Below are 13328 nucleotides of genomic sequence, written 5' to 3'. Positions count from 1 at the left end.
CGCTCAGGGCCGGGCCTGCAGTGCTGGCGCGGCGGCGGCCAGCAGGTCGGCGCGGTTTCGGGTCAGCGGCGGGTAGATGCGCCGGGTGTTGATCGTCTGTTTGGTCGCCTTGGCCTCGGCGCCACGCGACACCACTTCGCGATCCCACCCTTCGGTGTACACGGCGCCTGCTGGTCCCAAGTCGAGAACGGTTACATACCAAGGGATTCGAAGCGTCAACAGCGGCTCGCCGAACAGGTCGCTGATCACGTTGTAGCCGGCGTAGCGGCCCATCGGCCGTCCGTGCTGACACGACATCACCGACACGTGCTCGTCATCCACCTCGGCAACGGCTACGTCACCGGCAGCAAAGACGGCTGGTACGCCCACCACCCGCAGGTAATCGTCGACCTCGACGCGACCGAGTCGATCGCGGGTCGCCGGTAGTTGCCCGGTAAGCGAATTGGCCCGCATGCCGGCGCACCACACGACGGTGGCCGCTGCGATGTGCTCACCCGACGAGAGCGATACGCCCGAAGCACTTATCTTCGCCACGTTGACCGCGGTCCTGGTCTCGACGCCATTGTCGGCCAGGGCTTGCTCGATCACCGGCCGCGCTGAGCCACCCATATCGGAGCCGACGAACGGGTTATGGTCAACCAACACCACCCGGGGAGCCGCCTCACTATGGACGAACAACGCCCTCAGCCGGCTCGGCATCTCACAAGCTGTCTCGATACCAGTCAGTCCCGCGCCGACTACCACCACGGTCGCCACCGCGGTCGTCGCAGGGCCATCGACGAGTCTCTTGAGGTGGTGCTGCAGCCGGATTGCGCCGTCGTAGGTATCGACATCGAATCCAAATTCGCGCAGACCCGGTACGTCGGGTTTGACCAGTCGACTGCCCGCCGCGAGCACCAATCGGTCGTAGCGATATGTCTTGCCACTCGACGTGGTGACCTCGCGTGCGCCGGCGTCGATTCCAGTCACGTTCGCGGTGACATGCGCAACGCCGGCCGGATCGAGCACGTCGGCGAGTGGGATGCGGCAGGCACTCAGGTCGGCTTCGTAGTTGCGCACCCTGATGTCGTGGAACGGTTTGTCGCTCACCACGGTGATGTCGACCGTCCCCGGCGGGACGGCGAGCTGCTCGAGTCGTCGGGCAGCGCCCAATGCCGCCCACAGTCCCGCGAACCCGGAGCCAACCACCAACACGCGGGTCAACGGGTCAGCTCCTGACATATCCGGGCCAACGCGGCGTCGGTTTTGTGGCCGGTCTGGAGCATCCACCCGGGTAACCTCCGTCGATCAGGGTCGAGCGCTTGACCGTTTCGGCCGGTCTCGCTGCGGGTATTCGGCCAGTCGATACGCGCACAGCCCACAGCGCGAATCCCATCACACCGGAGGTCTTGTCGCATGGCCGAAATGCTTGTCGAGACGCCACAAGAAGTGGTCAAGTTTCTCAAAGCTCAGCACGATCTGATCAACGACATGTTCGACGACGTGCTGCACGCGTCGGACCCCACAGCGCGCGAGACCGCCTTTCACGACTTGCGCCAGCTCCTGGCCGTGCACGAGACCGCCGAGGAGATGATCATTCATCCCCGCGTCCGTCGCGAGGTGGCTGGCGGCGACGAGATCGCAGATGCGCGACTACGAGAAGAGCACGACGCCAAGAAGCTGCTGTCGAGCCTTGAAAAGACTTGAAAAGCTGGACATCGCCTCGCAGAAGTTCATCGACGAGCTCACCAACCTACGGCAGGCGGTGGTAGAACATGCCGAACGTGAGGAGAACGAAGAGTTCACCACATTGCAGCGCGAACTCGGCGCCGACGAGCGGCAGCGCATGACAAAGGCGGTGCAAGTGGCCCAGGCCCTCGCGCCGACGAGGCCACACCCGGGCGTGGAGTCGGCGAAGTTGAATTTTGTCGTTGGACCTTTCGCGTCGCTGCTCGACCGTGCCCGTGATGCGATCTCGAAGGCGATCGGCTAGGCCGAGCCGGATCGATTTCCGGCCGCGGGCCCGGCGACCCTTGGGCCACCGATCGGATTATCAGTAGTCTGTCTAACGTGAGTGTTTTGACGGGCTTCTGGTCCGTGCTGCCCGCGGAGTTGCGGGACCCGGCGTTGTTCGCCATTCCTTTTTTTCTCTTTCTTTTGGCCCTCGAATGGACCGCCGCCCGCAAACTGGAACGAATCGAGGCGGCCGCCACCGAAAGGCCCAGGCCGGCCACCGGCGCCTACCTCACCCGTGATTCCGTGGCAAGCATCTCGATGGGCCTGGTTTCGATTGCCACCACCGCAGCGTGGAAGGGCCTGGCGTTGCTGGGCTACGCGGCAATCTATGCCTATGTTGCCCCGTGGCACCTTTCGGCGGGCCAGTGGTACACCTGGGTGATTGCCATCGTCGGTGTTGACGTGCTCTATTACACTTACCACCGGATCGCCCACCGGGTCCGGTTGATCTGGGCCACCCACCAAGCCCACCACTCCAGCGAATACTTTAACTTTGCCACCGCGCTCCGCCAGAAGTGGAACAACAGCGGCGAGATCCTCATGTGGGTGCCGTTGCCGCTCTTGGGTGTGCCGCCCTGGATGGTGTTCTTCGCCTTCTCGGTGAGCTTGATCTACCAGTTCTGGGTACACACCGAACGGATCAACAAGCTGCCGCGGTGGTTCGAGTTCATTTTCAACACGCCGTCGCATCACCGGGTGCACCACGGGATGGACCAGATCTACCTGGACAAGAACTACGGGGGCATCCTGATCATCTGGGATCGGCTGTTCGGTAGTTTCCAGGCTGAGGTTTTCCGCCCCCATTACGGTCTGACCAAGCAGGTAAACACCTTCAACATCTGGAAACTGCAGACGTACGAATATATGGCGATCGCGCGCGATTGCCGATCCGCGACGCGGCTGCGTGATCGGCTCGGCTACGTCTTCGGACCTCCGGGCTGGCAGCCGCGCAGGGCCGCCGCCGCGGCCGACGGCGCCGTGGCTGTCGCCTCGTCGCGGTAGCGCGCCTCGCCCGGAACGGTAACGCGGGCGGCGGCGATGACGAAAAATAATCCGTCGGGTACGCCGTAATTTCAGATTCCGTCGGCATGCCGGCCCTGAAAGGATGGAGTCCATGGTGCGCCGCCTGGCACTGCGCGCATTCGCAGTATCGGCTACTGTCGCGGCGCTGGCGTGTGGGCTGGGTCCTACCGCCTACGCGGAGCCGCCGCTGGTGTTCCCGGGCATGGAAATCCACCAGGATATTCACATCTGCACTCTGGCATATGTCGACGCCAAGCTGCGCATGGCTTTCAGCGCAGGTCACTGCCGGGGCGAGGGAGCGGTCAGTGACCGCGACAACAACGTCATCGGGCACCTGAGGGCGTTCCGTGACAACACCCCAAGCGGTTCCACTGTGGCTACCGACCAGTCGATCGACGACTACGAGGCGATTGCGCTGGTCGACGGCGTCAGGGTGAGCGACGTCCTGCCGGGCGGACGGCAGTTGACGTGGCGGCCCGGCGTGGTCGCCCAACCGGGCCAAGCGGTTTGCCATTTCGGCATCAGCACCGGGGAAACCTGCGGGACCATCGACAGTGTCAACAACGGCTGGTTCACCATGACCGGCGGCGTCGCCAGCCAGAAGGGCGACTCCGGTGGCCCGGTGTATTTGATCGGCAACGGGCCCGGACAGCTGATCGGAATATTCAACAGTATTTGGGGGCAATATCCCGCCGCCGTCTCCTGGCAAGCGGCCTCTGATCAGCTCCGTCAGGACCTCGGCGTCCCCGCCGCCAGCTAGCAATCGGCCTTGCCCAGGGCGAACACCGGGATCGACGATGCCGCGGCGCGCAACTCGTCATAGCCGGATTGCGGGGTCAAACCTCCGACATACCCTTTGACCTGCCAATACCACTTGGCCAGATAGCGGCTCAGGACTTTCGGTTTGGCATCGTCGGCCAGCTCGCTGACCGTGGCGTTCTCGCTACGCCAACGCGGACCCACATCGACGACACCTGCCGCTCTGACATTGCGCGCCCATTGCGTGTCGCCGCGGGGTGACACCACGTAGTCCACGCCGTCGACAGTCAGCAGGTTGACCACCACGGGTCGGAGTTTGCCCGTCTTGCGGCCCCGGACGCGCAGCACCCGGGTGCCGGAGATGCTGATCCCGAGTTCCGCCAGCCAACGGACAGCGGTGTTGGCGGCACGGGCGGTCCGGGTGGGCGTTTGGTAGCGGGTGGTCATGGCGCTCCTTCCGAGCCTCCCGAGGTTTGTGAAACCTTCAGAGAGCACTGCTCTCGATACTGGTTACGCTGCCATAACCCTGAAGCAAAAGCAAGAGCGGTGATCTCGGTTATGTCAGAATTGCGGCGTGGGCAAACGCCAGGAGGCCAGGGAGCAGATCGAGGCCAAGATCGTCGAGCTCGGCCGCCGCCACCTGGTGGATCACGGCGCAGCCGGGCTATCGCTACGTGCGATCGCCCGCGACCTGGGCATGGTTTCCTCGGCTGTGTATCGGTACGTATCCAGCCGCGACGAGCTCCTGACGTTGCTACTTGTCGACGCATACTCCGATCTGGCCGACACCGTAGACCGCGCTCGCGCCGAGGCCGGCCTCGACTCATGGAGCGACGATGTCATCGCCATCGCCCATGCCGTCCGCTGCTGGGCCGTCGCGCACCCGGCGCAGTGGGCGCTGCTGTACGGCAGCCCCGTCCCCGGGTATCACGCGCCACCAGAACGCACCGTCGGTGTCGGTACCCGCGTGGTCCGAGCATTCTTCGACGCAATTGCGGCGGCGATTGCCACCGGCGACATCGTTTTGACGAATGACGTTGCCTCCCAGCCGATGTCATCCGATTTCGAGCGACTCCGACGGGAATTCGACTTTCCCGGCGACGACCGTGTGGTCGCCAAGTGCTTCTTGCTGTGGGCTGGTGTGGTGGGTGCGATCAGCCTGGAGGTGTTCGGACAGGACGGCGCCGACACGCTGACCGAGCCGCGTCAGGTCTTCGACAGTCAGATACGGCTACTGGTCGACGTCTTGGCTCAGCATTGAGGACGCGGTAATCACCAAGAATTAGAACGTGTTCATCCGCCTCATTCGGGCCAGCTGCCGGCGATGACGGCAAAGTTCCTGCGGGCCCTTTCTGGTGCCACCAAGCTGAGCTATCCTGCGAAACGATGAACTTTCCCGTTCCGTCGCCGACGCAGATCGCATGGGTGACCACGGACCTGGATGCCACGGAAACAGCGCTCACCCGCCTATTGGGTGTCCGGAAGTGGGTGCGGATACCCGACGTGCACTTTGCTGCCGATACTTGCAGCTACTACGGCAAACCTGCCGACTTCGTCGCGAGCATCTCCCTGAGCTACCTTGGCGACATGCAGTTAGAGCTCATCTCCCCGGTCCGCGGGGAGAATATCTATAGTGATTTTCTGCGTGACTCTGGTCCCGGTCTGCACCACATCTGCATGGAAGCCGAGAGCCCGGAACGGCTGGAGGCTGCCCTGGTTGAGGCGGCCGAGAACGGCGCCACCGTGGTCCAGCGGGGTGTGATGCCTGGCGGGATTCAGTTTGCCTACCTGGCGGCACCGCAGGCCGGGGTGCCGTTTGTGGAGATCGCGTATTTCTCGCCGGAGATCAGGGCGTTCTACGACTACATCAAACGGGAGCAACGGTGAGCACCGACCTACCAGCGACAGTCAGTGCGGACTCGGTGGCGTCATGGTCGGACGACGTCGATGTGGTGGTGATCGGTTTCGGCATCGCCGGCGGCTGTGCTGCGGTGACGGCGGCTGCGGCGGGCGCGCGGGTGCTGGTACTCGAGCGGGCCGCTGCGGCGGGCGGCACCACTTCGCTTGCCGGCGGGCATTTCTACCTGGGCGGCGGCACCGCGGTCCAGCAGGCGACCGGTCATCCTGATTCGCCGGACGAGATGTATAAGTATCTGGTCGCGGTGTCGCGGCAGCCCGATCACGCCAAGATCCGGGCTTACTGCGACGGCAGTGTGGAGCATTTCAACTGGCTGGAAGACCTGGGCTTTCAGTTCGAGCGCAGCTACTTCCCGGGCAAGGCGGTGATCCAGCCCAACACCGAGGGGCTGATGTTCACCGGCAACGAGAAGGTCTGGCCCTTCTTCGAGAAGGCGGTGCCGGCGCCGCGTGGCCATAAGGTGCCCATGCCCGGCGACACCGGCGGCGCCAGCATGGTGATCGATCTACTACTCAAGCGAGCGGCGAGTTTGGGCGTGCAAATCCGCTACGAGACCGGGGCCACCGAACTCATTGTGGACGGCTTGGGGGCGGTGACCGGAGTGATGTGGAAGCGGTTCTCCGAAACCGGGGCGATCAAAGCCAAATCGGTGGTCATCGCCGCCGGGGGATTCGTGATGAACCCGGACATGGTGGCCAAGTACACCCCGAAACTGGCCGAGAAACCGTTCGTGCTGGGCAACACCTATGACGACGGCCTGGGCATCCGGTTGGGCGTTTCGGCCGGCGGTGCCACCGAGCACATGGATCAGATTTTCATCACCGCTCCGCCGTACCCGCCGGCGATCCTGCTCACCGGGGTGATCGTCAACAAGCTCGGGCGGCGGTTCGTCGCCGAGGATTCCTACCACTCGCGGACTGCGGGTTTCATCTTGGACCAGCCAGACAGCGCGGCGTATCTGATCGTCGACGAGGCGCACCTGGAACGTCCCACGATGCCGCTGGTCCCATTGATCGACGGCTGGGAAACGGTCGCCGAGATGGAAGCTGCGCTGGGCATTCCGCGAGGCAACCTGACGGCGACCCTGGACCGCTACAACACCTATGCCGCGCGCGGCGAAGATCCCGACTTTCACAAGCAGCCGGAATTCCTTGCGCCACAAGACAAAGGACCGTGGGGAGCGTTCGACATGTCACTGGGTAAGGCGATGTATGCCGGCTTCACCCTCGGTGGGCTGGCCACGTCGGTGGACGGTGAGGTGCTGTGCGAAGACGGCTCGGTGATACCCGGGCTGTATGCGGCCGGAGCGTGTGCATCCAACATCGCCCAGGACGGCAAGGGGTATGCCAGTGGCACACAGCTGGGCGAGGGCTCGTTCTTCGGGCGCCGCGCCGGAGCGCACGCGGCCCGGCGGGCTGGGGGCGCGCAGGCGCGTTGAGTGTGGGCGCGGGATTCAGCGACTAGACCCGCACCGGCTCCTTCGTCACCGGGCTCAGCCGCCATGGACCGCCGCCCAGCAATTCGAGCTGTTGGTCGTGCAGGCGCTCAAGCGCGGGGCGGTGGCTGACGCTGACGATGATGCAATCCGGCAGCTCGCGCCGCAGCAGTTCGTAGAGCGCGAATTCCAGACCCGCGTCGAGCGCCGATGTGCTCTCGTCAAGGAATACGGCTTTGGGTTTGGTGAGCAGGATGCGGGCGAAGGCAACGCGCTGTTGCTCGCCGGGGGACAGCACCTTGGCCCAGTCGCGTTCTTCTTCGAGCCGGTCGCACAGCGGCGCGAGGGCCACCTTGGTGAGCGTGTCGCGCACGGTGTCGTCGGGGATGACGAATGGGGGATTCGGGTAGCACACCACATCCCGCAGAGTGCCCAGCGGCACATACGGCAACTGGGACAAGAACATCGTTTCGTTGTCGCCGTCCGGACGGCGCAGTGTTCCCGAGGCGTACGGCCACAGTTCGGCCAGGCTGCGCAGCAACGAGGTCTTGCCGGACCCGGAACGGCCGGTGATCACCAGCGAATCGCCACGGTCCAGCCGCACATCGAGCGGATCGATCAGCCGATCTCCAGCGGGGGTGCGAACTTCGATCTCGTTGAGCTCAACGGACTCGTCGTCACTTGGCCGGGTCAGCACCGCAGGCAGCGCGCGCCCCTTCTCGTTGGCGTCAACCAGGCCGTATAACCGGATGATCGCCGCGCGGAATGAGGCGAACGCGTCGTAGTTGTTGCGGAAGAACGACAACGAGTCGTGGATATTGCCGAACGCGGTGGCCGTCTGACTCACGTCGCCGAATTCGATTTGCCCAGCGAACAATCGCGGTGCCTGGATCACCCACGGCAACGGAACGATCGTCTGACTCACCGACAGGTTCCATCCGTTGAAAGCAATGCTGCGGCGAACGTATCGACGGTAGTTGTCGATCACCGGCCGGAACCGCTGCTGCAATTGCGCGCCCTCGACCCGCTCACCGCGGTAGAAGCCCACGGCTTCGGCGGCGTCTCGCAGTCGCACCAGCGCGTACCGGAAAGCGGCGTTGAGCTTTTCGTTGCGGAAACTGAGCCAGATCAGCGGACGCCCGATGACGAAGGAAATGACAGTGGCGACAAGAACATAACCCAGAACGGTCCAAAACATTGCCCGGGGAAACGAGACGCCCCACAGATTCAGGGTTCCGGAGAGGTTCCACAGGATCGCGGTGAAGGAAATCACCGAGATAATCGATTGCACGGCTCCGAAAAGCAGCGTGCTACCCGTCCCGTTGGACGGTGCGTTGGGCGTGCCACCCACTCCGGCCGTGAAGATGTCGATGTCCTGCTGGATACGCTGGTCCGGGTTGTCGATCGTCTCGTCGATGAACAGATCCCGGTAATAGGCCCTGCCGTCGAGCCAGTCCCTGGTGAGGTGGTCGGTCAGCCACACCCTCCAGGCGATGATGAAGCGCTGCGTCAGATAGATGTCGGCCATCACCCGGACCACGTGTATCACGGCCATGACGCTGAAAACCCCGATCGACATCCAAAACCCTTGCACGCCTGAGCGTTTCACCGCCTCATCGCCGGCGGCGGCACCTTGGAATGCTTTCTGCAAGGCGGTGTACATGTCGTTGCCCTGGTAGCTGAACAGCACATTCAGGCGCACGGCCAATACCACCGACAGCAACAGCACACCCAGCATCAGCCACACCCCAATGCTCCTGGGTCCGACGAAGTACTCACGCGTGATCCGCCAGTACTGTCGCCCCCAGGGCGTCAGGAACCTGAGCAGAACCAGCACGACCAGGACACAGACGGCGCTGATCGCCCAGGCTTTGCCGATCCAGTACAGCGAATCCACAAATGCCCCCGACCAGTCGATCGAGGGAGTAAACGGCTTCGGGCCCAAGGTCGATGCTCCTCACGGTCGAGGTGTTCAGGCGGCTGCTGAACAGAAATCCTTCGGCGAAGGTACCGGAAGGATGCAGATAGGCTTTCGAAATATGACGGATATGAGCGCCGGCGCCGCCCCGGCCCAGACGATGCATGCGGGACGGCTGATAGCGCGACGGCTCAAAGCCAGCGGTATCGACACGGTTTTCACACTGTCGGGCGGACACCTGTTTTCGGTCTACGACGGCTGCCGCGAGGAAGGCATCCGGCTGATCGACACCCGTCATGAGCAAAGTGCCGCCTTCGCCGCCGAGGGCTGGTCCAAGGTGACGAGGGTGCCCGGGGTGGCCGCACTTACCGCGGGTCCGGGCGTCACCAACGGGATGAGCGCGATGGCTGCCGCCCAACAGAACCAGTCGCCGCTGGTGGTGCTCGGTGGTCGGGCGCCGGCATTGCGGTGGGGGATGGGCTCTTTGCAGGAGATCGACCACATACCTTTTGTCGCGCCGCTGGCCCGCTTTGCCGCCACCGCACAGTCAGCCGACGATGCGGGCCGGCTGGTCGACGACGCATTGCAGGCCGCGGTTGGTGCCCCGTCGGGGGTGGCCTTCGTGGATTTTCCGATGGACCACGTGTTCTCCATGTCCGACGATGACGGTCGTCCCGGCGCCCTGACGGGCTTACCCACGGCCGCACGCCCGGACGGTGACGCCCTGGACCGGGCCGCCGGCCTGCTCTCGGCGGCCCGACGTCCGGTCATCATGGCAGGCACCAACGTCTGGTGGGGACACGCGGAGGCTGCGCTATTGCGTCTTGCCGAGGAACGCCGGATTCCGGTGCTGATGAACGGGATGGCCCGTGGCGCGGTGCCCGCTGACCACTCGCTGGCTTTTTCCCGGGCACGCTCGAGAGCGTTGGGGCAGGCCGACGTTGCGCTGATTGTCGGTGTGCCCATGGATTTCCGTCTGGGATTCGGCGGGGTGTTCGGGTCGCAGACCCAGCTCGTCGTCGCCGACCGCGCCGAACCGGAGCGCGGTCATCCGCGTGCCGTGGCGGCCGGCCTCTACGGGGATCTCAGCGCGATCCTGTCGGCGCTGACCGGACCCGGCGACGCCGACCACCGGGACTGGATCGATGAGCTTCGGACCGCCGAGACCGCGGCCCGCGACGCGGAAAAAGTCGAGCTTGCCGAGGAACGGATCCCGCTACATCCGATGCGGGTCTACGCCGAGTTGGCTCCGCTATTGGACCGCGACGCCACCGTGGTGATCGACGCCGGTGACTTCGGGTCCTACGCCGGGCGGGTGATCGACAGCTATCAGCCGGGTTGCTGGCTGGACAGCGGTCCCTTCGGCTGTCTGGGTTCTGGGCCCGGTTACGCCTTGGCCGCAAAATTGGCCCGACCGCAGCGTCAAGTGGTGTTGCTGCAAGGTGACGGCGCGTTCGGGTTCAGCGGCATGGAGTGGGACACCCTGGTTCGGCACGATGTGCCGGTCGTGTCGATAGTCGGCAATAACGGCATCTGGGGTTTGGAGAAGCACCCGATGGAGGCGTTGTACGGCTACTCGGTGGTGGCCGAGCTGCGCCCGGGAACCCGCTACGATGAGGTGGCGCGTGCCCTGGGTGCGCACGGTGAGCTGGTGTCGACGCCCGCCGAGCTGCGCCCGGCGCTGCAGCGGGCCTTCGCCAGTGGTCTGCCGTCGGTCGTCAATGTGCTGACCGACCCTACCGTCGCGTACCCGCGGCGGTCGAACTTGGCCTGATGCGCAAAGATCCGTTCTGCCGAGGCTGCGCGCGGCGCCGGTAACCACGTGCGCTCGCACCGGCCGGGGGGTCACGTACCGTTGACGTGTGCCCAAGACCACACGCGCTGAACCAGGCCGGCTGAGCAGCCGATTTTGGCGACTTCTCGGCGCCAGTACGGAAAAGAATCGCAACCGGTCCCTGACCCAGGTGACCGCTTCGGCAGAGTACGACGACGAAGCCGCCGACCTCACCGACGAAAAGCTGCGCCGCGCGGCCGGGCTGCTCAACCTCGACGATCTCGCGGACTCCGCCGACATCCCCCAGTTTCTGGCCATCGCCCGGGAAGCAGCCGAGCGCGCGACCGGCCTGCGGCCGTTCGACGTGCAATTGCTGGGTGCACTGCGCATGCTCGCCGGTGACGTGATCGAAATGGCGACCGGTGAGGGCAAGACGCTTGCCGGCGCGATCGCGGCCGCCGGCTATGCACTGGCCGGGCGGCATGTCCACGTCGTGACCATCAACGACTACTTGGCCCGCCGCGACGCGGAGTGGATGGGTCCGCTGTTGGAGGCGTTGGGCCTGACCGTCGGATGGATCACGGCCGAGTCGGCCAGCGAGGACCGCAAGGCGGCATACGGCTGTGATGTCACCTATGCCTCGGTCAACGAGATCGGTTTCGATGTGCTGCGCGATCAGCTGGTCACCGACGTGGAAGACCTGGTATCGCCCAACCCGGACGTGGCTCTTATCGACGAGGCCGACTCGGTGCTCGTGGACGAGGCGCTGGTGCCCCTGGTTCTGGCCGGCACCACCCACCGGGAGACGCCTCGGCTGGAAATCATCCGCCTGATTGCCGAGTTGGCCCCTGGCACCGACTATGAGACCGACTCCGACAGCCGCAATGTGCACCTGACCGAGACCGGCGCTCGCAAAGTCGAGAAGGCGCTCGGTGGCATCGACCTGTACTCCGAGGAGCATGTGGGCACCACGCTGACCGAGGTCAACGTCGCCCTGCACGCGCATGTGCTGTTGCAGCGCGATGTGCACTACATCGTCCGGGACGGCGCGGTACATCTGATCAATTCCTCGCGCGGGCGCATCGCGCAACTGCAGCGCTGGCCGGACGGGCTGCAGGCGGCCGTCGAAGCCAAGGAGGGCATCGAGACCACCGAAACCGGCGAGGTGCTCGACACCATCACGGTCCAGGCGCTGATCAACCGCTACGCCACGGTGTGCGGTATGACCGGTACCGCGTTGGCCGCCGGTGAACAGCTGCGCCAGTTCTACAAGCTCGGTGTGTCGCCGATACCACCCAACACCCCGAACATCCGAGAAGACGAGGCCGACCGGGTTTACATCACCGCGGCGGCCAAGAACGACGCGATCGTCGCGCATATCGCCGAAGTACACGACACCGGGCAGCCGGTGCTGGTCGGCACGCATGACGTTGCCGAATCCGAGGAGCTGCACGAAAGGCTGCTGCGGCGCGGCGTTCCCGCAGTGGTGCTCAACGCGAAAAACGACGCGGAGGAGGCGCAGGTCATCGCCGAGGCCGGCAAATTCGGTGCGGTCACCGTGTCCACACAGATGGCCGGACGCGGCACCGACATTCGGCTGGGCGGCTCCGACGAAGCCGACCATGACCGGGTCGCCGAACTGGGTGGCCTGCATGTCGTCGGCACCGGCCGCCATCACACCCAGCGGTTGGACAACCAGTTGCGCGGGCGGGCCGGACGCCAGGGCGACCCAGGGTCGTCGGTGTTCTTCTCGAGCTGGGAAGACGACGTCGTCGCGGCCAACCTCGACACCAACAAGTTGCCGATGGATACCGACGAGGACGGCCGAATCGTCAGTCCGAAGACCGGTAGTTTGCTCGACCATGCCCAGCGCGTCGCCGAAGGCCGGTTGCTGGACGTGCATGCGAACACCTGGCGCTACAACCAGTTGATCGCCCAACAGCGCGCCATCATCGTCGAACGACGAAACACCTTGCTGCGCACCGCGACCGCGCGTGAGGAACTGGCCGAACTGGCGCCCGAGAGGTACCAGGAGCTGGCCCAGGCGATGCCCAAGGATGAGTCCGAAGAGCGCCTCGAGAAGATCTGCCGGCTGATCATGCTCTACCACCTCGACCGCGGCTGGGCCGATCACCTGGCGTATCTGGCCGACATCCGGGAGAGCATCCACCTGCGAGCGCTGGGTCGGCAGAACCCGCTCGACGAGTTCCACCGGTTGGCGGTGGATGCGTTCGCGTCGCTGGCCGCAGATGCGATCGAGGCCGCACAGCAGACCTTCGAAACGGCCAATGTTCTCGAAGAAGAGCCCGGGCTGGATCTGTCCAAGCTGGCGCGGCCGACGTCGACGTGGACCTACATGGTCAACGACAACCCACTGTCCGACGACACGTTGTCCACGCTGAGCCTGCCGGGTGTGTTCCGCTGAGCCTGTCGGGCTGGAGCCGCCGACTGTAACGCCAGTGCGAAAATCGGTGCCGGAAATCGCCACAGCGTTACGCTCCGCGGC

10 protein-coding genes and 1 pseudogene are annotated in these 13328 nt (G+C 64.7%); 8 read left to right on the top strand and 3 right to left on the bottom strand.

What is annotated here, in order from left to right; translation table 11 throughout:
• Positions 1–3: 3 nt before the first annotated feature.
• Positions 4–1203, bottom strand: coding sequence for an NAD(P)/FAD-dependent oxidoreductase (locus CDN38_RS27185; RefSeq protein WP_082277215.1), 1200 nt, complete (start codon positions 1201–1203; stop codon positions 4–6).
• A 192-nt stretch (positions 1204–1395) separates the two neighbouring features.
• Here CDN38_RS27185 and CDN38_RS27180 point away from each other — a divergent pair.
• From CDN38_RS27180 to CDN38_RS27170, 3 genes and pseudogenes are all read left to right on the top strand, one after another.
• Positions 1396–1972, top strand: a pseudogene (locus CDN38_RS27180) (hemerythrin domain-containing protein).
• 77 nt (positions 1973–2049) lie between these two features.
• On the top strand, positions 2050–2997 hold the full coding sequence (locus CDN38_RS27175) for a sterol desaturase family protein (protein ID WP_075511543.1): 948 nt from the start codon (positions 2050–2052) through the stop codon (positions 2995–2997).
• 112 nt (positions 2998–3109) lie between these two features.
• On the top strand, positions 3110–3778 hold the full coding sequence (locus tag CDN38_RS27170; protein WP_075511629.1) for an Rv1815 family serine proteinase: 669 nt from the start codon (positions 3110–3112) through the stop codon (positions 3776–3778).
• On the opposite strand, the gene CDN38_RS27165 is transcribed toward CDN38_RS27170, so the two are convergent.
• The gene (locus CDN38_RS27165) at positions 3775–4224 is read right to left on the bottom strand and encodes a nitroreductase/quinone reductase family protein (protein ID WP_075511544.1); all 450 of its coding nucleotides are present in this window, start codon (positions 4222–4224) and stop codon (positions 3775–3777) included. The two genes, CDN38_RS27170 and CDN38_RS27165, sit on opposite strands and share 4 nt — an antisense overlap.
• Positions 4225–4351: 127 nt before the next feature.
• Here CDN38_RS27165 and CDN38_RS27160 point away from each other — a divergent pair, with 127 nt between their 5' ends.
• The 3 genes from CDN38_RS27160 (at position 4352) to CDN38_RS27150 (ending at position 7133) form a co-directional block, all read left to right on the top strand.
• Positions 4352–5038 (top strand): TetR/AcrR family transcriptional regulator, encoded by a 687-nt coding sequence (locus CDN38_RS27160; protein WP_075511545.1) that lies wholly within the window; start codon positions 4352–4354, stop codon positions 5036–5038.
• Positions 5039–5163: 125 nt separating this feature from the next.
• Positions 5164–5664, top strand: a complete 501-nt coding sequence (locus tag CDN38_RS27155) for a VOC family protein (RefSeq protein ID WP_075511546.1) — start codon at positions 5164–5166, stop codon at positions 5662–5664.
• Positions 5661–7133 (top strand): FAD-binding protein, encoded by a 1473-nt coding sequence (locus CDN38_RS27150; protein WP_075511547.1) that lies wholly within the window; start codon positions 5661–5663, stop codon positions 7131–7133. Before CDN38_RS27155 ends, CDN38_RS27150 begins: the two co-directional genes overlap by 4 nt.
• A 22-nt stretch (positions 7134–7155) precedes the next feature.
• Here the strand turns inward: CDN38_RS27150 and bacA are convergent, their stop codons facing one another.
• Complete coding sequence (gene bacA / locus CDN38_RS27145) at positions 7156–9075, bottom strand: vitamin B12 ABC transporter pemease/ATP-binding protein BacA (RefSeq protein ID WP_075511548.1); 1920 nt, start codon at positions 9073–9075, stop codon at positions 7156–7158.
• Positions 9076–9178: 103 nt separating this feature from the next.
• Between bacA and CDN38_RS27140 the strand changes: the two genes are divergently transcribed.
• Both CDN38_RS27140 and secA2 read left to right on the top strand, forming a co-directional pair.
• Positions 9179–10822: an acetolactate synthase gene (locus CDN38_RS27140; protein ID WP_075511549.1), complete on the top strand. Its 1644-nt coding sequence runs from the start codon at positions 9179–9181 to the stop codon at positions 10820–10822.
• A gap of 88 nt (positions 10823–10910) precedes the next feature.
• Positions 10911–13247 carry an accessory Sec system translocase SecA2 gene (gene secA2, locus CDN38_RS27135; RefSeq protein ID WP_075511550.1) on the top strand — a complete coding sequence of 779 codons (2337 nt, stop codon included), beginning with the start codon at positions 10911–10913 and terminating at the stop codon, positions 13245–13247.
• Positions 13248–13328: the final 81 nt, after the last annotated feature.

Origin of the sequence: Mycobacterium ostraviense (assembly GCF_002705925.1) — a bacterium.
GTDB classification, from domain to species: domain Bacteria; phylum Actinomycetota; class Actinomycetes; order Mycobacteriales; family Mycobacteriaceae; genus Mycobacterium; species Mycobacterium ostraviense.
The sequence above is the reverse complement of the archived record's forward strand: the minus strand, read 5'-3'. Positions and strand labels throughout refer to the sequence as shown.